This window comes from Nonomuraea sp. B12E4 (assembly GCF_039871825.1).
Lineage (GTDB): Bacteria > Actinomycetota > Actinomycetes > Streptosporangiales > Streptosporangiaceae > Nonomuraea.
Window position 1 is genome coordinate 309,766 of sequence record NZ_JBDPME010000005.1, and the last position, 19,827, is coordinate 329,592.

Consider the following 19,827-nt stretch of genomic DNA (forward strand, 5'->3'; position numbering starts at 1 on the left):
GCCGGGTCCGGCTCAGGCTCGTGCCAGGTCCCGGATGGCGGCGGCCAGGCGGGCGGCGGCGGGCTGCGGGATCGCCAGGCCGCGGGTGGAGATGCCGACGGCCCACTGCGTGCCGGGCACGACGGCGCCCATGCACGCCACCTCCTCCCTGAACTGCCCGTGCTCCTCCACCATCTGCCCCGGCCGCAGGCCCGACAGCTCCTCCTCGACGTCCTCCACGCTCGCCGGGGTGGAGGAGGTGAAGCGGCGCAGCCCGTACCCGGTCAGGACGCCGCGCCGGGCGCGGGACGGGAGCGACAGCAGCAGCGCCTTGCCGAGCGCGGTCGCGTGCGGCGCCGTCTCCAGGCCCGCCTGCAGATCCTCCAGGTACGGCGAGCGCGGCCCCTCGGCCACGTCCAGCACGACCAGTCGCCCGTCGGCGAGTTGCGCCAGGTAAGCCGTGTGCCCGGAAGTCTCGGCCAGGTGCCGCAGCACCACGGAGGCGCGCGGCGGGCGCTCGAACGCCTCCAGCATCTCGTGGTACCGCTCGGCCACCTGCGAGCCGAGCAGATAGTCCCCGTCGGGCCGCCGGTGCAGGTAGCCCTCATAACACAGGGTGCGGACCAGATGGTACGAGGTCGAGAGGTTCAGGCCGCAGCGGCGGGCGATGACCTTGACCGACAGCGGCCGGTCGGCCCGCGCGACCTCCTCCAGCACGCGGAGCGCGCGGGAGACGCTGCGGATCAGATCGCTGGGTGGTTCGCCGGTCATCACCCAAGAATGTACGCGAGGTCAGCCTTCGTGACCTTACGTGAAGGGAGGTTCATGATGTGAAATCCGGCCGCCGAGATGATCTGTTCAAGGCGGCACACCCGTCCGACGATGAGGGCATGCCGGAGATACCGCAGTGGGCAAGTGAGGCACTGTCCGGGGTCTATGACCCGTGCTGCCGGGAGAAGGGCATCTCGGTCGTCGAGATGGGGCTGATCAGATCGGTGGAGGTGACCGGGGAGAAGGCCCGGGTGGAGCTGCTGCTGACGTCGGGCTGGTGCCCGTTCGCCGCCAGGGTGCTCACCGAGGTACGCGACCGGATCGAGGAGCAGCCGGGCATCCGGGAGGCGGAGGTCGAGGTCGTCTGGGACGAGGCGTGGACGGTGGACCGCCTGTCCCCGAGAGCGGCCCGCATGCTGCGTTTCCTGCCCGCCCCCGCGCAGGTGCCCGACCGGGAGGCCTATATCAGGGAGGAACTCCGATGATCGACGACATGTTCGTGTTCGACAGCGTGGCCCACGTCTTCAACTTCGAGGCCAAGAACGCCCTCGGGCCGGCGGGCCGGATGTTCTCCAACCACCTGTACGCCTTCCACACCACCCTCACCCCGGAGGGCGAGACCAAGCTGCCGCCCGAGGAGTTTCTGCGGCAGTGGACGATCGACGACATCCATCGCATGGTCTTCGAGGAGTCCGGCACCGACATGCTGGTCGCGATGCCGCTGCCGCTCACCGACCTCTACCACGACGGCCTGTCGCCGTGGACGGAGTGCGCCGAGCTGGCCGCCCGCGACCCCGACCGCACGATCTTCTGGGGCACGGTCAACCCGCTCGAAGGCCGCAAGGCGCTCGACCTCATGGAACGCCAGGTGGGGGAGTTCAACGCGCGCGCCTTCAAGCTCTACAACGTGCGCTACGACTACGGCTCGCCCTACCCGTGGCGCATGGACGACCCGCGGGTGGCCTTCCCCATCTTCGAGAAGGCCCGCGACCTGGGCATCAACCTGATCGGCGTGCACAAGGGCGTGCCGCTCGGACCGCAGCCGATCGAGCACACCCAGACGTGGGACATGGACGGGGCCGCCGCCGGCTTCCCCGACATCAACTTCGTCATCTTCCACGTCGGCCTGCCGTTCCTGGACGAGACCTGCTGGCAGCTCATCCGCTACCCCAACCTGTACGCCGACCTCGCCGCCACGATCAACTTCATCGTCCGGGCGCCCCGGATGTTCGCCGAGATCATCGGCAAGCTGCTCTTCTGGTGCGGCGAAGACAAGATCATCTATGGCTCGGAGGCGCCGATCTTCCACCCGCAGTGGGCGCTGCGCGCGTTCAGAGACTTCCAGATCCCGCAGGACCTGTGCGACGGCTACGGCTACCCGCAGCTCACCGACCAGGCCAAACGCAAGATCCTGGGCGAGAACCTGCTACGCCTGCACGGACTTGCCGCTCCGGTGCGCGGCCTGTAGCAACCCGATGGCCCCCGCACCCGGGCGGCGTCGTATCCCACGCCGCCCGGCCCGGCCGGCACCAGCAGCGCTCCACAAGTGCGTCCCTGACGCCGCAGAGGCCCGGCACGAACAGAGCCCCGGCCGGGGAGCCGGGGCTGTGGAGGGGTGGAGCTGGTGGACGATACTGGGATTGAACCAGTGACCTCTTCCGTGTCAGGGAAGCGCTCTCCCGCTGAGCTAATCGTCCTTGCAGAGGTGGCGACGGGATTTGAACCCGTGTGGACGGCTTTGCAGGCCGCTGCCTCGCCTCTCGGCCACGCCACCGAGCCGGAAGCTCCGAGCGGAAGACGGGATTCGAACCCGCGACCCTCACCTTGGCAAGGTGATGCTCTACCACTGAGCCACTTCCGCGTCCGCCCCAACGGTGCTGGGCGACGAGAGAACTCTAGCGAATCCTGGCCCAGTCCCCAAACTGAAATACGCCCGCCCAGGTCAGGTGTGGCCGCCGTTGACGGTGATGCGCTCCCCGGTGACGAACGCGCCGCCCTCCGAGGCGAGGAACGACACCGCCGCCGCCACGTCCTCGGGCGTGCCCATCCGGCCCAGCGGCACCTCCCCCAGGTAATCGCTCCGGTCGAGGCCGTCGTGCCGCTCCACCGGGATCCAGCCGGGGGCGACGACGTTGACCGTGACGCCGTACGGGCCCAGCTCCCGCGCCCACGCCCGCGCCAGCGCGTGCTGGGCGCCCTTGGCCGCGATGTACGCGGACATGCCCGGCAGCTTGCGGTCCACGATGTCGGAGCCGATGTGCACGACCCGCCCGCCGCCGCGCTCGCGCATGCCCGGCAGCACCGCCCGCACCAGCAGCGTCGGGCTCTTGACGAAGAAGCGGAGCTGGTCGAGCTGGGCCTCCCAGGTGAGGTCGGGCAGCGGGATCGACGGCTGGGGGCCGGTCGCGTTGAGCACCAGCACCGTCACCATCCCCAGCCGCTCGCCGACGGCGGTCACCAGGCCCGTCACCTCGGCCTCGTCGGTGACGTCGGCGGCGAACGACTCGGCGCGCCCGCCCGCCGCCCGGATGGCGTCCACCACCCGGGCCGCCCCGGCGGCGTCACTGCGGTAGTTGACGGCGACGGCCAGCCCGTCCGCCGCCAGCCTGAGCGCGACGGCGGCCCCGAGACCGCGCGAGGCCCCCGTCACAAGGGCAACTGTCATGAGCCACGACTCTAGCCACCGCCACGCCGACCAGACCAGGGCCTCCCTCACATATCCCTGCATCCGGGTTCAGCTCGCGTTCGGTAAGGGGACGCGTGCCGCATCCAGCCCCGGGTAGGGCCCTGACGTGGGGGAAAACGATGTGATCGACGTGCTGGTGGCCCAGCACGGCCGGATCAGGGAGCTGTTCGACGAGGTGGAGCAGGCGCCGCCGGACAAGGTGGAAGCGGCGTTCGAGCGGTTGACGCGGATGCTGTCGGTGCATGAGACGGCCGAGGAGGAGATCGTCCACCCGTACGCGCGCTGGAAGCTCGGCGACGGCGAGAGCGTGGTCGGCGAGCGGCTGAGCGAGGAGAACCGCGCCAAGCGGCTCCTGCTGGGCCTGCACCGGGCGGGGGTGGACCACCCGGAGTTCCGGGACCGCCTCGCCGAGTTGCGCACCGCCGTGGCGGAGCACGCGCTCAACGAGGAACGTCACGAGTTCGCCCCGCTGCGCGCGCGCACCTCGGTGACCGAGCGCCGGGCGATGGCGGCGGCGGTGCGGGCGGCCGAGGCGCTCGCGCCGATCCGCCCGCATCCCGGTACGGAGAGCGCCGCCATGAGTGTGCTGCTGGGCACGCCGCTCGCGGTGATGGACCGGGCCCGGGAGGTGATCCGCAAGGCCATCGGGAAGCAGTGACGACCTTTCGTCACCAGCCGAAACGTCGGCGCACTACCGTCGGGAGCATGGAGTACATCGCTCATGACGTGGACATAGCGCCCGTCGCCGCGCTCATCGCGGACCCGACCCGGGCGGCGATGCTCACCGCCCTGCTCGGCGGCCGCCCGCTGGCGGCGGGCGAGCTGGCCAGGCTCGCGGGCGTCAGCGCGGCCACCGCGAGCGCCCATCTGGCCAGGCTGCTCGCTGGCGGGCTGGTCGATGTCGTGAGCCAGGGCCGCCACCGCTACTACCGGCTGGCCGGGCACGAGGTGGCCGAGGTGCTGGAGGTGCTGGCCAGGATGGGCACCCGCCCGCCGGTACGCTCCCTACGCCAGTCGCGCCAGGCCAAGCAACTGGAGGAGGCCCGCACCTGCTACGACCACCTGGCGGGACGGGCCGGGGTGGCCCTGCTGGACCGGCTGACGGAGGGCGGCCACTACGCGGCGCAGGATCTGACGGAGTCGGGGGAGCGGCTGCTGGCCCGGCTGGGCGTGGACGTGGCGGGCGCGCGCCGGGCCAGGAGGCGGTTCGCGCCCGAGTGCCTGGACTGGACGGAGCGCAGGTATCACCTCGGCGGCGCGCTCGGGGCGGCGATCACCGCGGTGCTTCTGGAGCGGGGATGGTACCGGCGCGGGACCATGCCCAGGGCGGTGATCGTCACCGACGAGGGCAGGCGGGGGTTGGCGGAGCTTCTGCCCGGTAAGGAGCTAACATCGCATACGCCGGTTACCTAGCAGCGAGAGAGACATCATGCGCGACAACGGAGTCGTGAACGTCGGCCCGGAGCCCCTGACCTTCGACGACGTCATCAGGGTGGCGAGGCACGGCGCCCCCGTGCAGCTCACCGACGACGCGATGGCCGCCATCTCGGCGGCCCGCCAGCGGGTGGACGAGCTGGCCGAGAGCCTCACGCCCGCCTACGGCATCTCCACCGGTTTCGGGGCGCTGGCCACCCGGCACATCGACCCGGCGCTGCGCGCCCGGCTCCAGCGCTCCCTCGTACGCTCCCACGCGGCGGGCAACGGTCCCGAGGTCGAGACCGAGGTCGTACGCGCGCTGATGCTGCTGCGCCTGCACACGCTGGCCACCGGCCACACCGGCATCAGGCCGACCACGGCCAAGGCCCTGGCGGCGATGATCAGCGCGGAGATCACCCCCGTCGTGCACGAGTACGGCAGCCTCGGCTGCTCGGGCGACCTGGCGCCGCTGGCCCACGTCGCGCTGACGCTGATGGGCGAGGGCGTCGTCCGCGACAAGCCCGGAAACGTCCAGTCGGCCGCCGAGGCGCTCAAGCAGGCCAGGATCGACCCCGTCGAGCTGGCCGCCAAGGAGGGCCTGGCGCTGATCAACGGCACCGACGGCATGCTGGGCATGCTCATCCTGGCCATCGACGACCTCACCAGGCTCGTCAGGACCGCCGACGTGAGCGCCGCGATGAGCGTGGAGGGGCTGCTGGGCACCGACCGGGTGTTCGCTCCGGAACTGCAGGCGCTCCGGCCGCACCCGGGCCAGGCACTGTCCGCCGCCAATATGACGAAAATTCTGCAAAATTCCGGCATCATGGCCAGCCACCGCGACCCCGAGGACTGCGCCCGCGTCCAGGACGCCTACTCCCTGCGCTGCGCCCCCCAGGTCGCCGGCGCAGCCCGCGACACGATCGCCCACGCGGCCACGGTGGCCGGCCGGGAGCTGGCCAGCGCCATCGACAACCCGGCCGTGCTGGCCGACGGCCGGGTGGAGTCCAACGGCAACTTCCACGGCGCGCCCGTCGCCTATGTCCTGGACTTCCTCGCCGTCGTGGCCGCCGACCTCGCCTCGATGTCCGAACGCCGTACCGACCGCTTCCTGGACGTGGCCCGCAACCACGGGCTGCCCGCGTTCCTGGCCGACGACCCCGGCGTGGACTCCGGCCACATGATCGCCCAGTACACCCAGGCCGCCATCGTCTCCGAGCTGAAGCGCCTGGCCGTGCCCGCCAGCGTCGACTCCATCCCCAGCTCGGCCATGCAGGAGGACCACGTGTCCATGGGCTGGTCGGCCGCCCGCAAGCTGCGCAGGTCCGTGGACGGGCTGACCAGGGTGCTGGCCGTCGAGGTGCTCACCGCCGCCCGCGCGCTCGACCTGCGCGCCCCGCTGGAGCCCGCGCCCGCCACGGCGGCCGTGGTCAGGGCGCTGCGCGAGACCGTGCCCGCCCCCGGCCCCGACCGCTTCCTCGCGCCGGAGATCGACGCCGCCGTCCGCCTGGTGGCCGACGGCGGCGTGGTGACGGCGGCGGAGTCCGTCACGGGCTCGCTCGCCTGACGCCAAGGGGCCGGGTTCGCCGCCGCCGGGCTGGGGGTGATGCTGGTGCCGGGGCCCGCGACGGCTCCCGTGCGGCGGGCGTACGCGGCCCTGCCCGAGACACCGCCACCCGCCGCACTGGAGCCGGTCGGAGTGCTGGGAGAATGGAAGGCGTGTACGACGGTTTCGCCCATTTAGGCAACATGCTGGCGACCGGGTTGCGCGACGTGACGTCCGACCTGGCCGCGCTCGACGGCGAGGGCTGGTGGGCGGTCGTCGTGGACTATGAGGGCAAGGTGACGTGCGCCCGGTTCGACCGGGTGCGCCGGGTGCCTCTGCCCGCGGCGGCCGATCCCTGGCACGGGCCGCGTCCCGACCAGTGGCGCAGCTCGCTCGACCGGCCCGCCTACGAGCGCGGCGTGCGGGCGATCCGCGGCCACATCGAGCGGGGCGAGGTCTACCAGGCGAATCTTTGCCGGATTTTGACCGCCCCCGTCCCGCCGGGCGCCGACCCGCTCGCGCTGGCCGGCCGCCTGGCCGCCGGAAACCCGGCACCGTACGCGGCCGTCATCCGGGTTCCCGGGCTGAGCGTGGTGTCGGCCTCGCCGGAGCTCTATCTCTCGCGCGACGGCGACGTCGTGGAGTCCCGGCCCATCAAGGGCACCGGCGCGACCGCGGACGACCTGCTGGAGAAGGACTACGCGGAAAACGTCATGATCGTCGACCTGGTCCGCAACGACCTCGGCAGGGTCGCGGCCGTCGGCTCGGTCGAGGTGCCGTCGCTGTGCGCGGTCGAGGAGCATCCCGGGCTCGTCCACCTCGTCTCCACCGTCCGGGCCCGGCTGGCGCCGGGAGCGGGCTGGCCGGAGTTGTTCGCGGCCACGTTCCCGCCGGGGTCGGTCACGGGCGCACCCAAGTCGTCGGCGCTGCGCATCATCAATGAGCTCGAACCAGCCCCCCGCGGCCCGTACTGTGGGGCCGTGGGCTGGGTAGACGCCGACCGAGGCAGGGCGGCGCTGGCCGTGGGCATCAGAACATTCTGGATCTCGGCAGGCGAGATCCGGTTCGGCACGGGAGCGGGCATCACCTGGGGCAGCGACCCCGGGCGGGAGTGGCTCGAGACCGAGCTCAAGGCAGCCAGGCTCATCGCACTGGCATCCACAGGAGGAACTGAATGAACATCCCGGTCTGGGTCAACGGGGAGCTGATCGACCCCGCGCAGGCCACCGTCTCGGTGTTCGACCATGGCCTGATGGTCGGCGACGGCATCTTCGAGACCATCAAGATCGTGAACGGCGAGTCGTTCGCGCTCACCAGGCACCTCGATCGGCTCACGCTCTCCGCCCAGCGCATGGACTTGCCCGAGCCGGACGTCGAGGCGATCGCCGACGGCATCGCCAAGTGCCTGGCGGCCGCTCCGGCCTGGGCGCTCGGCCGCATCCGGGTCACCTACACCAGCGGGCCGGGCCCGCTCGGCTCCGACCGGGGCGACCAGGGCACCACCTCCGTCGTCATCGTGGACGAGCAGAAGCCGTTCCCGGGGACGGCCGACGTCGCCGTCGTCCCGTGGCCGCGCAACGAGCGCGGCGCGCTGTCCGGGGTCAAGAGCACCTCCTACGGCGACAACGCCAAGGCGCTGCTGCACGCCAAGCGGCGCGGCGGCGGGGAGGCCGTCTTCGGCAACCTGGCGGGCAACCTGTGCGAGGGCACCGGCTCCAACGTCTTCATCGTGCGCGGTGGCCGGCTGATCACGCCGACCCTGGAGTCCGGTTGCCTGGCCGGCGTCACGCGGGCGCTGGTGCTCGAATGGTGCGGCGGCGAGGAGGCCGATGTGCCCCTGTCGGCCCTCTACGAGGCCGAGGAGGCGTTCCTGACCTCGACCACGCGTGACATCCAGCCGATCGCGCGGGTCGACGACACGGAGCTGCCGATCGCGCCCGGCCCGATCACCGCCAAGGCCATGCGCGTCTTCGCCGAGCGCTCCAGCGCCGACCTCAACCCCTGACCCCGCCCCGGCCCCACCCCACCCGGTGGGGCCGCCGCCTTCGGGCATCGCCGCTCCCGGACCTCGCCGGCCGGCACCGGGCGGCCCGTCCCGACGGCCGCCGGGCGCGGGCCGTGGCGAGCCGGTCGTAGGTGAGCGCGCGTCCGGGGGCGCACCGTCGCGGGTGGCGGTGGGGGGTTCCGGGTCGCGTCCGGCTTTCCGGGCCTGACTCTGCGGCGTTACGATTTCGCAAAGGATCGCCTCCGACGCAGGGTGAGCCCAGATGAGTGCTGATGGTGGCATTCCGGCACCGCCGATCTCGACGATGGGCGCGATCGTCACCGTGGAGCGGGTGCTGGCCCGCACCACGGCCCTGGCCGTCCTGCTGCCGATGATCCAGGTCTACGACTCCGGCTGCCTGCTAAACATGGATGTCGTGGCCCGCAACGCCACCGCCCCCAGCGGCCTGGCGCTGCAGCTCGACGCGGCCTTCTCCGGCGAGGAGGCCACTTCCCTGCACATCACGCTGCGCTATCCCGACGGCCGCGAGGTCGCCTCCGACATGGACCGCCACTGCGCGCCGCCGAGCCTGTCGTGGTTCCCCGGAGGGGTACGCGGCGACGCGGCATACACCCTTTACCAGATGCCGCTGTGGCTGTTTCCGCTGCCGCCGCCCGACCACTTCCTGCTCACCGTGGAATGGCCGTGGGCCGGCATCGGGCCGGAGGCGGTGCGGCTCGACGGCGCCGCCATCGCGGGCGCGGCGACGCGGTCGGCACGCTGCTGGCCCACGTGAGCGCGGACCGGCTTCAGTACGACTTCTGGGTCTGCACGTTGAAGTCATCCATCTTGACCTGCCTGGCCGGGTCGGTGAGCGGGTCGTTGATCTCGATGACGTCCAGACCCTTCTGTATGTCGCTGGAGTAGATGTAGCCGTTGTAGTAGTAGGCCGACCAGGACCCGGCGATGCCCATGCCCCCCGGGAACGGCCCGCGCTCGAAGTAGCCGATCTCCTTGGGGTCGGCCGAGTCGGTGAAGTCCCAGATCGACACGCCGCCCTGGTACCACGCCTGGACCATGATGTCCCTGCCCGGCACCGGGATCAGGGAGCCGTTGTGGGCCACGCAGTTCTCGTTCCGCTGCTGCTCCCTGGGGATCTTGAAGTAGCTGCGCCGCTCCAGCCGGTCGTTCACCAGGTCGTAGACGGCGTTCGCGCCCTTGGTGGCGGGCGTGTTCCGGTCGCAGGTGGGCTGGCCGCCGCCGCCCAGCTCGTCGCTGAACACGACCTTGGTGGCGTCGTTGTTGAACGTCGCCGAGTGCCAGATCTGGAAGTTCTCCTTGTCGGTGATCTGCTGCAGCACCTTGGGGTTGACCGGGTCGGAGATGTCGAGCAGCACGCCGTCGCCGAAGCAGGCGGCCGCGGCCAGCTTCTTCTCCGGGTAGGCGGTGATGTCGTGGCAGCCCGAGGCGAGGTCGGAGATCTGGCGATCCGGGAAGATATCCGGCTTCGCCACGATTTTTGCGGACTCAGGTGACTTCAGCGGAATTTCCACGATCTGGATGAGCTCGTGGGGTGGCGGGCAGGTCTCCGAGTCCGGCTCGGGGCCCGGCGAGGAGACGTACACGTACAGGCTGTCACCGGAGGGGACCATCGTGTGCGTGTGCGAGCCGCAGTCGGTGCCGACGGCGCCGACGTACTTCGGGCTCTTCTTGTCGCTGACGTCGAAGATCCGCAGCCCCTCCCAGGACTGCTCTCCGGGGTTCGAGTCGCACCTTTCGCTGCTGCGCGGCTCGTCGATCGACAGGACCAGCAGGTCGCCGTAGATGGTGACGTCGTTCTGCTGCGCCGGGCAGGACACCTGGCTCACGAGGACGGGCTTGGCCGGGTCGCTGATGTCGTAGATCGCGAAGCCGCCGAAGTTGCCGACGTAGGCGTAGTCGCCCTGGAAGGCCAGATCCGTGTTGAGATCGCCCTCCTTGTCGAGCGGGGCGGTCTTCGGCATGGTGGCGACCAGCTTGACGTTGTCGCTGGTCATCACCTCGCCGGAGGGGACGGCGGCCGGCGTGCTGGGCGTGGCGCTGGTCTCCTGCGATCCGGTGGTGGGCGTCGAGGTCCCGGCCGACGGCTGCTGGCCCGACCCGCACGCCGAGACCAGTAACAGGACCGTACACAACAACGCTCCGCGCAACTTGGCAGAGATCAACGCGCATCCCCTTTGTCTCGTAGCTCACTATGGAAGCTATGCCAGCGGGTTCACGCATGCGTACGGTCTTCATCACAGTTGTGATTACATTCTCCCTCGTTGCCTGCTCTGAGCAGCCTGAGGAGATTTCTCCCGTAGGTACGGGGGCACCCGTCCTCGTGCCGGGCAGACCGGGAGACCCGGGCCGCACGGCGGCACCGGGGGAGCGGGTGGGTCGGTCGCCCGAGCCGGCGGTGGCCTCGGACGTGCGCTTCGCGGAGGCCATGATCCCGCACCACCGCCAGGCCCTGGAGATGACCTCGCTGGTCGACGCGCGTACCACCACGGCCTTGATCCGCTCGTTCGCGCGCTCGATCACGGCGGCGCAGACCCCGGAGATCACCACGATGACCGCCTGGCTGGCCGAATTAGGCCGACCGGCCCCCGCCGGGCACGCGCACGAGCGCGCGGCCGGCTACGGCATGGCGTCGGAGGCCGAGCTGAACGCTCTGCGCGCCGTCCGGGGCGCGGCCTTCGACCGGATGTTCCTGCGGCTCATGACGCGGCACCACCAGGGGGCGGTGAAGATGGCGGGCGAGGAGCTCGCGGCCGGCCGTGACCTGCGCATGCGGCTGCTGGCCAAGGATGTCTATTCCGGTCAGAGCATCGAGATCGCCCGCATGGCCGACGCCCTGAAGTCGCTGCCGTCCTGACAGAGCCGGCTCAGGACGGCCAGAGCATGTTGGTCAGCTCGGCGTCCAGGTCCATGTAGTCGGTCTCCCGGCCCGCCGGCACCTTCTCGTAGGTGCGGTGCAGGAACTCGGTGAGCGGGGCCAGCGGCACCTCGAAGAGCGCCTGCCCGAACGGTGATGTGAGGCTGATGTGGAGCGTGCGCTCGCCATCGGCGCGCGCGGGCCAGACCTGTACGTCGCCGTCGCCGACGCGCCGCACGATGCCCACGGTCAGCAGCTCGCGTGCAAAGATCCACTCGACCGGCTCGTCGTTCCCTACGTGGAAGGCCATGCGGATGGCGTACGGGTCGTCGGCTGTGTAACTCAGTCCGGCGAGCAGGGGGACGGTAGTACGGTCGGGGACCACAAGCCGAAGGCCAAGCTCGGCGGAGACGGTGGTGCTGTTCATCGTCAGCCAAACCTTTTCGTCGTAGGTCCCCTCTTCGGGGCTTTCACTGCTCTGACGGACTTCGTCCTGAGCTATGACGCGGAACGAAGAAACCTGTAGGAAAGATTCCGCTCCCGGGGCCTTCTGTAACGCACATCACAGCTGGACATTTAGGCATCTACCAGGCTAAACGGCATCAATCGGGTCGTATTTGCAAGGGTTTTGCGTGTTGTGGATCCTGCCCCGGCGCACCTCGACCATGAACGTTTTCTCCCCAAAAGATCGCGATCGAAGCGTCCCGGAACACGACGATGGTATGACACCCACCCGGTGTGCCGGTGGGCAACCGCCGCGTTTTGCCCGAATCCCTCTGGCTGGGCCCGCCGCGACCCTCCCGCCGGTTTCGCTTCGCCAGCAGGTGCCAGAGTGCGGTATGGTTTTCCCCGTCGGCACCGCAAGGAGCCGGCGGGGCGGGCGATTAGCTCAGCGGGAGAGCGCTTCGTTCACACCGAAGAGGTCACTGGTTCGATCCCAGTATCGCCCACCACATCCCAGGCCGTCTCCCTGTACGGGGAGACGGCCTTTCTGATCGTCAGGGGCGAAATCGGCGAGAAGCCGTCGGATCAGGCGGCCAGTGACGTGTTCCTGTCGTCACGGAAAGTGTTGGATCAATTACTCTTCGCGCAGGATTGGTGCGTCCCGTGGCAAGCGCAGTCGCTTTACCCGAAGGAGCGCCACATGAAGAGAATCCTGCTCGCCCCCGCGATCGCGGCCGGGATCATCGCGATCACCGCCGGTGCCGCCCACGCCTCCCAGTACATCGCCTACGAAGGCCGCGGTTTCACCGGCAGGTCCGTCGTCCTCGACGCCTGCGGGGTGTCCAACATCCCGTTCAACGGGTCGTACAAGTGGTACGGCGACGGGCAGTCCGGCCGCATGTACAACCAGCCCAACGCCCAGGGGGTGGCGCATTTCACGCTTCCCTCCGACCGCAACGCCGAGCAGCGCACGCCGGTCGGCTGGAAGAGCATCTTCATCGTGTGCTGATCCCGGGGCGGGTCTGAGAAGAAGCGGCGGGCGGTCCGGGATCGCGCCGCCGCTCTTTGTTCATGTCACAAAGGTCGCTTATCGCCACGATGGTTGATTTGGGTAACGGTGGTGGTTTATCGACACGGTGGTTGTTTTATAGCTCAACGTCGCATTTCTAGCGCGAAATCCAGCCGCTGCCGTTCCGCCAGGGCGCTGCGGAAGATGGTCGCGCTGACGCTGTCCCACCAGCGTTGCGGGTCCCGTACGGTGAGGACGACCTTGGCGTCGGGATAGTGCTCGGCCAGCTCGCGCCAGTAGGCGGCGGCGGGCCAGTCGAGCGCCGACCGGAAGCCGGTGAACACCGTGTCCCAGTCGCGCGAGCGGCCCTCGCCCACCTCCAGCCACTGCCGGACCCGGTAGGGCTCGGCGATGACCACCGACATGTGATAGCAGGGACCGTACCCCAGTAGTTCGAGCGCCGCCTTCAGCGAGGCGGTGCCCGTGCGGCCGAAGCCCGCGCCGATTCGAGCGGGTCCTGACCTCCCATCCCGACGTGGCCGAGGCGTACGTGGCCGGCGCGCCGGACGAGGCCACCGGCGAGGCCGTGCACGCGTTCGTGGTGCCCGCGCCGGGCCGCACCCCCGACCCCGGCGAGCTGGCCGCCCTGGTGGGCGCCGAGCTCGGCGCGGACAGCGTGCCACGGGCGATCGTGACGGTGCCCGGCGTGCCCGTCGCCACCAGCGGAAAGCCCGACAAGCGCGCCCTGCTGGCCCGCCACCGCCCGGATCTCTGAGACAACTCTGAGAATTGGCCGCCAACACTGATGTTGTCCGTTCAACCACATCGCTGTGACGGAGGCGTCAGTGCCGGACAACCCCCTGGACTACCTGGTGATCGGCGCCGGACCGGCGGGACTGCAGCTGGGGTACTTCCTGCGCAAGACCGGGCGGAACTACCTGATCCTTGAGGCGGGTTCCGCGCCGGGCCAGTTCTTCCGCACCTTCCCGCGCCATCGCACGCTCATCTCGATCAACAAGAAGCACACCGGCTGGGACGACCCCGAGCTCAACCTCCGGATGGACTGGAACTCCCTGCTGCCGGACGACCCCAACCTGCTGTTCACCCGCTACAGCGACCGGTACTTCCCGCACCGGTCGGCCGCATCAGCCAGAGCGACGCCCGGCGCGCCCACGAAGGCCACTACCTCCACCCGGTCGTCCGCCACCACCGCCCCGGCGAGCCCGTGGTCGCCCACCACATCACCGAGAACCTGGAGAACGAGTGGAACTCGCCGGAGGTCCACGTCGAACCCCTGCGGGCCTTGTCGGACCTGTTCTGGTACTGGCTGTCGCGCGGCCCCGAAATGCACCAGGAGCACCTGGAGGCGGGCGAACGCTACGAATCCGTCGCCCGCGTCACCCGCGGCCTGCTCGCCGTGCCCCGGGCGGAGGCCGAGGAACTCGTCCGGCGGTGCGTCGCCCGTACGGTGGGCGACGCCCACGGCGTGGTCAGGCTGCGTGACCTGATGATGCCGCTGTGGGCGGAGTTCTCCTACGAGCTGGTGTTCGCCGAGCCGTGCCCGCGCGCCGCCCGCGACCTGATCGTCGGCAACGCGTCCGACGTCTCGTCCTCGCTCAAGTGCACCAGCCTGCGGCACATGGGGCGCCGCCGCCTGACCCGCTACCTGCTCACCCGCCTGCCCGACGTGCGGGCGCCCGCCGGGGAGCCGGAACGGCGTCACTGAACCCTCCGCGAACGCCCCGGGAAAGGGCTGCTAAGGTGCGGCGGATGAGCGGACGTGGAGTTCTTGTCACCGGCGCGTCGAGAGGGATCGGGCGCGCGATCTCGGTGGCGTTCGCGGCCCAGGGAGACCGGGTCGCCATCCATCATCGGGACTCGGCCAAGGAGGCCGACGGCCTGCTCGGCGAGCTGCCCGGGCAGGGGCACACCGTCGTGCGGGCCGACCTGGCCGACCCCGGCGCGGTGCGCGACATGGTCGAGGCGGCGGCCGGCACGCTGGGCGGGATCGACATCCTGGTGAACAACGCCGGCGTCTTCCTGTCCCACCCCATCACCGAGATGTCCTACGAGGAGTGGCAGCAGGCCTGGCGGCGCACCCTGGACGTCAACCTGGTGGGCGCCGCCAACGCCACCTGGTGCGCGGTCCGGCACATGCCCGAGGGCGGCAGGATCGTCAACGTCTCCTCGCGCGGCGCCTTCCGCGGCGAGCCGGACAGCCCGGCCTACGGGGCCAGCAAGGCGGGCATGAACGCCTTCGGCCAGTCCCTCGCGATCAGCCTCGCCCCGCGCGGGATCGCGGTGGCCACCGTCGCGCCCGGGTTCGTCGAGACCGACATGACCAACGAGCACCTCAAGGCACCCCGGGGCGACGCGATCCGCGCGCAGAGCCCCTTCGGGCGGGTGGCCCGGCCGGAGGAGATCGCGGCCGCCGTCGTGTACCTGGCCTCCCCGGCCGCCGAATGGGCCAGCGGCGCCGTACTCGACCTGAACGGCGCCTCCTACCTCCGCTGATCTTCTGTGGCACCGGTCCTGCGCTGACCGCCGCGGTCAGCGCAGGCGGCGGTCCGGCAGGGCGCCGGGGTCAGCGCAGGCGGCGGTCCAGCAGCAGGGCGCCGCGGCTCGACAGCAGCGTGGCGCACCATCCGCGCAGGTCGGCCGGCTTCGGCCCGCTCACCGCGTCACCCCCGGAGCGATCGCCCCCCGCGAGGTGCCCTTCGAGCAGGTCGGCCCAGTCCAGCAGGGACTCCGCGAGCATCAGCGGCACCCCGCGCCGCTCGTGCACCTCGGCCGCGGCCTCGAAGTGCTCGCTCGCCCGTCGCGGTTCGCCCATCGTCACGCACAGGTGGGCCAGGTAGTGGTGCCCGCAGTGGTGCGCCACCGTCCCGTGCCCGAACGTCTCCCCGTCACCGGCCAGCGAGTCGTAGAGCTGGCGGGCCAGCTCGGCGCGGCCCAGCCGCGAGGCGGCGATGGCCAGGTTGTCCAGCGCCGACCGGAGCGCCATGTTGCGCGGCGGGCTCGCCCCTCCGTCGGCCAGGATGCGCTCCAGCAGCGGCTCGGCCCCCTCGTCGTCCAGCTCGCACAGGTAACGCAGCACCGCGTGCACCGGATCGACCCGGGGCGCCTGGGCGACCAGGCGCAACCGGTCGCGCAGCTCCCACAGCCGCCCCTGCAGCCGCCGGATCTCGGCGATCTGCTCGGAGTAGATCGCCACCGCCTCCAGCCGGCGGCCGATCTCCGAGCCCAGCCGCATGGCCCCCTGAGCCTCGGCCTCGGCCTGCGCCAGGTCACCCTGCATCAGGGTCAGCCCGGCCCTGGAGTAGCCGATCAGCCAGTTGAGCTGGGGCTGGCCCAGCCGGCGAGCCAGCTCGTCGGCCTGCCCCAGCAGCATCGCCGCCCGGCCCGCGTCGCCGCTGTCGAGCAGCGGGGGAGTGCGCTGCATGTAGGCGTGGAACAGCGCCAGGTCGTCGCCCGTCTGGCGGGCCGCCTCCAGCATCTCGTCGCCGTCGCGGTGCCGCTGGTGCAGCGGGTCGGCGGGGATGATGGTCAGGCTGCGCATGCCGAGCACGCTGGCGAGCGTGCGCGGATCGCCGGACTTGCGGGCCAGCGCCACGGCCTCGTCGCTCAGCGCGAAACGCCGCTCGCCGTCCGGCGCCCAGATGAGCTCCGAGGCGAGCTGGGCCGCGAGCAGCGCCCTGGTGCTCAGGTCGGTGGAGTCGACCAGCCTGCGAGCCTCGGTCAGCAGCTCGATGCGCTGCCTGTCGGGCGCCGCCGAGATGCTGGAGCCGCTGTCGCCGCCGAGCGCCGCCGTGACGATCAGGTCGTCGCGCCCGCACTCCCTGGCCAGCTCGGCCGCCCGCAACAGGGCGGCCCTGGCCTCCGGGTGCCCGGCCAGCCACATCGCCCGGCCGCACTCCATGAGCAGCTCCGCGCGCCGCTCCTGGGTCGCGCCGGGAGAGTCCGCGAGCAGGTCGAGCACCCGCTGGTACCAGGTGACCGCCTCGCGGTGGGCCAGCCCCTCCAGGGCGTGCTGAGCCGCGCGCACCGCCGCGCCGGCCGCCTCGCTCACCCGGGCCGGGTCGCGGCCGTGCTCGGCGGCGGCGAGCAGGTGCGTGGCCACGACGTACGGTCGCGACTCCATGGCTCCCGGATCCGTCCGGCACAGGGCGTCGGCCACCCGCCCGTGCAGCAGCCCGGCCCGCGGCGCCGACAGCGTCGCGTAGAGGGCGTTCCTGGTCAGCTCGTGGGAGAAATGGTAGCGCCCGCCGCCGGTCACGCTCACCAGGCCCGAGGCCATGGACTCCTCCGCCGCGGCCACGAAGCGGGCCTCGTCGAGGCCGAGCCCGGCCCGCAGCTCGGCGGCCTCCAGGCGCTCCCCGACGGCCAGCAGGTTGACCAGGTCCCTGGCCTGCGGGTGGAGCTGCGACAGCCGGGTCTTGACCATCCGGGTGACCGAGTCGGGCACGGCCAGCGCGTCCAGCTCCTTGCCCGCGGCCAGCTCCCTGATCACCTCGCTGACCAGGAAAGCGTTGCCGTCGGTGATCTGGTGCAGCATCCCGGCGTCGCCGTCGCCGCGTACCTGCCGCAGCGCGTCGGTGACCTCGTCGAGCCCGAACGAGCCGACCTCGACCACGCGGCTGTCGGCGACCAGCTTGTGCAGCTCGGGCATCGCGGACTCGACCGGCACCGGCCGCGAGGTGGCCAGCACCAGCAGCGGCAGCGCGTCGGCGTCCCACATCAGTGCGTTGAGCATCTGCAGCGACTCCAGCGTCGCCCACTGCAGGTCGTCGATCACCAGCAGCACCGGGCGCACGGTGGCCAGGCGCTCGATCAGCGTCCGGGCCGCGGCCATGAGGTGGTAGCGCTCCGACACGGGCTCGGTGGCCGGCGGCACCTCCAGCGACAGCGGTGGCGCGGCCAGCGACGGCGCGAGGCGTACGAGCTGGCCGCACTGCTGGTCCACCCCGGCCCGCAACAGCAGCGCGGGCGAGGTGCGGGCCAGCCGCTCGATGGCGCCGGCGATCGGCTCGTACGCCTGCCGCGCCGGATCGGTGCACCGCCCCGCCAGCACCGTGAACTGCCGCTTGAGCGCCTGCCTGGCCACCATGGAGGCCAGCCGGGTCTTGCCCACCCCCGGGTCGCCCTGAAGGATCACCATCCCGCTGCCGAACTCGGCCGCCGCCAGCTCCCCGTCCAGCGCCCGCAGCTCCACCTCCCGGCCCACGAACCGCAGCACGTGCCCGTTGTCCAGCCACGAGGGCAGCTCGCCGCTCTGGTGGTGGTCGGCGCTCTGCCAGTGCAGCTCGTAGGTGTGCAGCGGCTCGCGCAACCCCTTGCCCGGCAGCCGCCCCAGATCCTTGAACTCGTGCCGGCTGCGCCCCTGTGCCAGCCGGCGCACCAGATCGGTGCAGAGCACCTGGCCGCCGTCCGCCACGGCCACCAGGCGGGCCGCCTCCACCGTCGGCAGCCCGCTGACGTCGTCGTGACCCCAGCACACGTCGCCGGCGGCGAGCGCGGCCCTGATCGAGATCTTCTCCAGGGCCCGCTCGTTCTCGTCGGCCACGGCCTGTTCCACCGCGATGATCGCGTCCAGCCCGGCCGTCGCCGACTCGAAGACCGCCATCAGCCCGTCGCCCAGGCTCTTGGTGAACGTCGAGCCGCTGGCGGTCACCACGGAGTGCAGGAGCTGGTAGAGGCGGCGGAAGACGACGTTGGCCCGCTCCTCGCCGAGCCTGATCCGCAGCGCGGTGGAGCTCACCACGTCGGTGAACAGGATCGTCGCCGTGGTCAGCGTGCCTGGCTCGTGCGGGGCGGTCATGTGCGCAGCCCTCTCAGCTTCCGCCCGGGCGCCCGGAGCGTCCTGCGGACATTGCGGCGGGCGGCGCGGCGGATCTCGCGGGTCTTGACCGCGCGGTTCGACTGCTTGATCCGCCAGGCGGCGGCCAGCTCGGCCGGGATCCGGAACGGAGCGTGCCCGTCGGAGTGGCGGTCGATCAGGGCGATGACGATGTGCCGCCCGGCCTTGCGCACCAGCAGGCGGATCAGCCGGTCCACCGGGCCCGCCGCCCGGCCGCGCCGGTGCGCCGCCCGCGCCACCGTGAACAGCGCCGTGCACCACCAGGCGGGCTTGGGCACGTCGAGCAGCTCAGGCACGCGGTCGGCGTTGTATCTGGCGTCGCGGAAGACCCAGTGCACCAGGCTGCGCGGCAGCTTGCGCCAGCCCAGGTACATGAACTCCTCCATCTCCGCCAGCAGCATGGCCATCAGGCGGCGGCCCTCGTCGCAGGACTCGTACAGGCGGCCCAGGCGCTCGCTGACCGGCTCGACGTCGTCAAGCGTGAGGGGTCCGTCGTGGCAGGCCTCCACGCCCATGAGGTGGCCGAAGACGCTCCAGGTGTAGAGGTGGGCCGCGCGCTGCCGCGCGCCGAGGGTCACACCCATGCTCTCCAGAGCCTCCCACGTGACCACCGAGAAGTCGAAGATCGTGGCCAGCAGCAGCTCCTGGTTGACCGGCGGCCCGTACCGCTCGGTGTCCCACTGGTCGGCGTAACGCTCGTTGACCAGGGCCCGCACGAACGAGTGCAGGATCCGCAGCCCGATCGCCGTGGTGTGCCCGGGACGGCCGGGCTGCAGGCTGTCGGTGGCCTTCAGGCCCATGACGTCGACCAGCATCTGCCCGGTCTCGGCCACCCGGCGGGTGAGGCTGTGCGTGGCGAGCTGGGAGACCCCGGCCAGCACCTTGGCGCTGGACACCTCCACGTACGCCATCGGCAGGCACTTGCAGAACAGCGCGGCCGCCTGGTAGAGCCCGTAGTCGGCGAACACGGCCTGGCCCTCGGCCAGCAGCTCCTTGTCGTCGCCCCACTCGGGCAGGTCCTTGGCGAAGTCGATGGCGGAGAAGATCTCCGAGGCCGGCGGCCGTTCCTCCCGCTTGGCCCGAGCCAGCTCGTCGACCATGGCCTTGACCAGTTCCAGCGGCCCGCGGTCGGCCGGCTGGGATTTCAGGTAGTCGGCGACCACCTTGTCGATGTCCGGGTCCGCCTGTTGCCTCAGCCGCCGGAACCTCTCCTCCGGCCAGCGTTCATCATGATCGTTCATA

At 71.1% G+C, this 19,827-nt stretch carries 20 protein-coding genes, 4 tRNA genes and 1 pseudogene; 15 read left to right on the forward strand and 10 right to left on the reverse strand.

The window, feature by feature from the left end; all coding sequences use genetic code 11:
• Positions 1-12: 12 nt before the first annotated feature.
• Positions 13-750 (reverse strand): helix-turn-helix domain-containing protein, encoded by a 738-nt coding sequence (locus ABGB18_RS15095; RefSeq protein WP_347696104.1) that lies wholly within the window; start codon positions 748-750, stop codon positions 13-15.
• 119 nt (positions 751-869) lie between these two features.
• Here ABGB18_RS15095 and ABGB18_RS15100 point away from each other — a divergent pair, with 119 nt between their 5' ends.
• Both ABGB18_RS15100 and ABGB18_RS15105 read left to right on the forward strand, forming a co-directional pair.
• The gene (locus tag ABGB18_RS15100; protein WP_347696105.1) at positions 870-1,235 is read left to right on the forward strand and encodes a metal-sulfur cluster assembly factor; all 366 of its coding nucleotides are present in this window, start codon (positions 870-872) and stop codon (positions 1,233-1,235) included.
• On the forward strand, positions 1,232-2,218 hold the full coding sequence (locus tag ABGB18_RS15105) for an amidohydrolase family protein (protein ID WP_347696106.1): 987 nt from the start codon (positions 1,232-1,234) through the stop codon (positions 2,216-2,218). The genes ABGB18_RS15100 and ABGB18_RS15105 overlap by 4 nt, the downstream gene beginning before the upstream one ends.
• Before the next feature lie 154 nt (positions 2,219-2,372).
• Here the strand turns inward: ABGB18_RS15105 and ABGB18_RS15110 are convergent.
• From ABGB18_RS15110 to ABGB18_RS15125, 4 genes are all read right to left on the reverse strand, one after another.
• Positions 2,373-2,447, reverse strand: a tRNA-Val gene (locus ABGB18_RS15110).
• 6 nt (positions 2,448-2,453) lie between these two features.
• Positions 2,454-2,524: transfer RNA gene (locus ABGB18_RS15115), tRNA-Cys, on the reverse strand.
• A 15-nt stretch (positions 2,525-2,539) separates the two neighbouring features.
• Positions 2,540-2,611 (reverse strand) — tRNA-Gly (locus ABGB18_RS15120).
• Between the two features lie 81 nt (positions 2,612-2,692).
• Positions 2,693-3,415 (reverse strand): SDR family oxidoreductase, encoded by a 723-nt coding sequence (locus tag ABGB18_RS15125; RefSeq protein WP_347696107.1) that lies wholly within the window; start codon positions 3,413-3,415, stop codon positions 2,693-2,695.
• Between the two features lie 127 nt (positions 3,416-3,542).
• On the opposite strand from ABGB18_RS15125, the gene ABGB18_RS15130 reads away from it, so the two are divergent.
• The 6 genes from ABGB18_RS15130 to ABGB18_RS15155 all read left to right on the forward strand — a co-directional run bounded on the left by ABGB18_RS15130 (position 3,543) and on the right by ABGB18_RS15155 (position 9,175).
• A complete protein-coding gene (locus ABGB18_RS15130; RefSeq protein WP_347696108.1) occupies positions 3,543-4,094 on the forward strand; it encodes a hemerythrin domain-containing protein in 552 nt (183 codons plus the stop codon).
• 47 nt (positions 4,095-4,141) lie between these two features.
• Positions 4,142-4,849, forward strand: a complete 708-nt coding sequence (locus ABGB18_RS15135) for a winged helix-turn-helix domain-containing protein (protein WP_347696109.1) — start codon at positions 4,142-4,144, stop codon at positions 4,847-4,849.
• 16 nt (positions 4,850-4,865) lie between these two features.
• A complete protein-coding gene (gene hutH, locus ABGB18_RS15140; RefSeq protein ID WP_347696110.1) occupies positions 4,866-6,416 on the forward strand; it encodes a histidine ammonia-lyase in 1,551 nt (516 codons plus the stop codon).
• Positions 6,417-6,559: 143 nt separating this feature from the next.
• Entirely contained in the window at positions 6,560-7,573 is a 1,014-nt protein-coding gene (locus ABGB18_RS15145) for a chorismate-binding protein (RefSeq protein ID WP_347696111.1), read from the forward strand.
• Positions 7,570-8,400, forward strand: a complete 831-nt coding sequence (locus tag ABGB18_RS15150) for an aminotransferase class IV (protein ID WP_347696112.1) — start codon at positions 7,570-7,572, stop codon at positions 8,398-8,400. The genes ABGB18_RS15145 and ABGB18_RS15150 overlap by 4 nt, the downstream gene beginning before the upstream one ends.
• Before the next feature lie 262 nt (positions 8,401-8,662).
• Positions 8,663-9,175 carry a hypothetical protein gene (locus ABGB18_RS15155; RefSeq protein ID WP_347696113.1) on the forward strand — a complete coding sequence of 171 codons (513 nt, stop codon included), beginning with the start codon at positions 8,663-8,665 and terminating at the stop codon, positions 9,173-9,175.
• Positions 9,176-9,188: 13 nt separating this feature from the next.
• On the opposite strand, the gene ABGB18_RS15160 is transcribed toward ABGB18_RS15155, so the two are convergent.
• The gene (locus ABGB18_RS15160) at positions 9,189-10,583 is read right to left on the reverse strand and encodes a hypothetical protein (RefSeq protein WP_347696114.1); all 1,395 of its coding nucleotides are present in this window, start codon (positions 10,581-10,583) and stop codon (positions 9,189-9,191) included.
• A gap of 209 nt (positions 10,584-10,792) precedes the next feature.
• On the opposite strand from ABGB18_RS15160, the gene ABGB18_RS15165 reads away from it, so the two are divergent.
• On the forward strand, positions 10,793-11,275 hold the full coding sequence (locus ABGB18_RS15165; protein ID WP_347696115.1) for a DUF305 domain-containing protein: 483 nt from the start codon (positions 10,793-10,795) through the stop codon (positions 11,273-11,275).
• A gap of 10 nt (positions 11,276-11,285) precedes the next feature.
• Here ABGB18_RS15165 and ABGB18_RS15170 read toward each other — a convergent pair whose 3' ends face one another.
• Positions 11,286-11,702 carry an SsgA family sporulation/cell division regulator gene (locus ABGB18_RS15170; protein ID WP_103958541.1) on the reverse strand — a complete coding sequence of 139 codons (417 nt, stop codon included), beginning with the start codon at positions 11,700-11,702 and terminating at the stop codon, positions 11,286-11,288.
• Between the two features lie 451 nt (positions 11,703-12,153).
• On the opposite strand from ABGB18_RS15170, the gene ABGB18_RS15175 reads away from it, so the two are divergent.
• Positions 12,154-12,228 (forward strand) — tRNA-Val (locus ABGB18_RS15175).
• 191 nt (positions 12,229-12,419) lie between these two features.
• Positions 12,420-12,728, forward strand: a complete 309-nt coding sequence (locus ABGB18_RS15180; protein WP_347696116.1) for a MiAMP1 family antimicrobial peptide — start codon at positions 12,420-12,422, stop codon at positions 12,726-12,728.
• 143 nt (positions 12,729-12,871) lie between these two features.
• Here the strand turns inward: ABGB18_RS15180 and ABGB18_RS15185 are convergent, their stop codons facing one another.
• Positions 12,872-13,234: a sulfotransferase family protein gene (locus ABGB18_RS15185; RefSeq protein WP_347696239.1), complete on the reverse strand. Its 363-nt coding sequence runs from the start codon at positions 13,232-13,234 to the stop codon at positions 12,872-12,874.
• An 11-nt stretch (positions 13,235-13,245) separates the two neighbouring features.
• Between ABGB18_RS15185 and ABGB18_RS15190 the strand changes: the two genes are divergently transcribed.
• From ABGB18_RS15190 to ABGB18_RS15205, 4 genes and pseudogenes are all read left to right on the forward strand, one after another.
• Positions 13,246-13,503, forward strand: coding sequence for a hypothetical protein (locus ABGB18_RS15190; RefSeq protein ID WP_347696240.1), 258 nt, complete (start codon positions 13,246-13,248; stop codon positions 13,501-13,503).
• A gap of 97 nt (positions 13,504-13,600) precedes the next feature.
• A pseudogene (locus ABGB18_RS15195) lies at positions 13,601-13,789 on the forward strand (NAD(P)-binding domain-containing protein); the annotation flags it as partial.
• A gap of 164 nt (positions 13,790-13,953) precedes the next feature.
• Positions 13,954-14,454 (forward strand): hypothetical protein, encoded by a 501-nt coding sequence (locus ABGB18_RS15200; RefSeq protein WP_347696248.1) that lies wholly within the window; start codon positions 13,954-13,956, stop codon positions 14,452-14,454.
• 44 nt (positions 14,455-14,498) lie between these two features.
• Positions 14,499-15,242 (forward strand): SDR family oxidoreductase, encoded by a 744-nt coding sequence (locus ABGB18_RS15205; protein WP_347696117.1) that lies wholly within the window; start codon positions 14,499-14,501, stop codon positions 15,240-15,242.
• A gap of 70 nt (positions 15,243-15,312) precedes the next feature.
• Here the strand turns inward: ABGB18_RS15205 and ABGB18_RS15210 are convergent, their stop codons facing one another.
• On the reverse strand, positions 15,313-18,546 hold the full coding sequence (locus ABGB18_RS15210; protein WP_347696118.1) for an AAA family ATPase: 3,234 nt from the start codon (positions 18,544-18,546) through the stop codon (positions 15,313-15,315).
• Positions 18,543-19,826 (reverse strand): oxygenase MpaB family protein, encoded by a 1,284-nt coding sequence (locus tag ABGB18_RS15215; RefSeq protein WP_347696119.1) that lies wholly within the window; start codon positions 19,824-19,826, stop codon positions 18,543-18,545. Before ABGB18_RS15215 ends, ABGB18_RS15210 begins: the two co-directional genes overlap by 4 nt.
• Position 19,827 lies beyond the last annotated feature (1 nt).

What these genes read in the sequence shown, in the direction of transcription:
- ABGB18_RS15095 (WP_347696104.1), bottom strand. Translation starts at nt 750, where the DNA reads ATGACCGGCGAACCACCCAGCGATCTGATCCGCAGCGTCTCCCGCGCG.
- ABGB18_RS15100 (WP_347696105.1), top strand. Translation starts at nt 870, where the DNA reads ATGCCGGAGATACCGCAGTGGGCAAGTGAGGCACTGTCCGGGGTCTAT.
- ABGB18_RS15105 (WP_347696106.1), top strand. Translation starts at nt 1,232, where the DNA reads ATGATCGACGACATGTTCGTGTTCGACAGCGTGGCCCACGTCTTCAAC.
- ABGB18_RS15125 (WP_347696107.1), bottom strand. Translation starts at nt 3,415, where the DNA reads ATGACAGTTGCCCTTGTGACGGGGGCCTCGCGCGGTCTCGGGGCCGCC.
- ABGB18_RS15135 (WP_347696109.1), top strand. Translation starts at nt 4,142, where the DNA reads ATGGAGTACATCGCTCATGACGTGGACATAGCGCCCGTCGCCGCGCTC.
- hutH (WP_347696110.1), top strand. Translation starts at nt 4,866, where the DNA reads ATGCGCGACAACGGAGTCGTGAACGTCGGCCCGGAGCCCCTGACCTTC.
- ABGB18_RS15145 (WP_347696111.1), top strand. Translation starts at nt 6,560, where the DNA reads ATGGAAGGCGTGTACGACGGTTTCGCCCATTTAGGCAACATGCTGGCG.
- ABGB18_RS15150 (WP_347696112.1), top strand. Translation starts at nt 7,570, where the DNA reads ATGAACATCCCGGTCTGGGTCAACGGGGAGCTGATCGACCCCGCGCAG.
- ABGB18_RS15155 (WP_347696113.1), top strand. Translation starts at nt 8,663, where the DNA reads ATGAGTGCTGATGGTGGCATTCCGGCACCGCCGATCTCGACGATGGGC.
- ABGB18_RS15170 (WP_103958541.1), bottom strand. Translation starts at nt 11,702, where the DNA reads ATGAACAGCACCACCGTCTCCGCCGAGCTTGGCCTTCGGCTTGTGGTC.
- ABGB18_RS15180 (WP_347696116.1), top strand. Translation starts at nt 12,420, where the DNA reads ATGAAGAGAATCCTGCTCGCCCCCGCGATCGCGGCCGGGATCATCGCG.
- ABGB18_RS15205 (WP_347696117.1), top strand. Translation starts at nt 14,499, where the DNA reads ATGAGCGGACGTGGAGTTCTTGTCACCGGCGCGTCGAGAGGGATCGGG.
- ABGB18_RS15210 (WP_347696118.1), bottom strand. Translation starts at nt 18,546, where the DNA reads ATGACCGCCCCGCACGAGCCAGGCACGCTGACCACGGCGACGATCCTG.
- ABGB18_RS15215 (WP_347696119.1), bottom strand. Translation starts at nt 19,826, where the DNA reads ATGAACGATCATGATGAACGCTGGCCGGAGGAGAGGTTCCGGCGGCTG.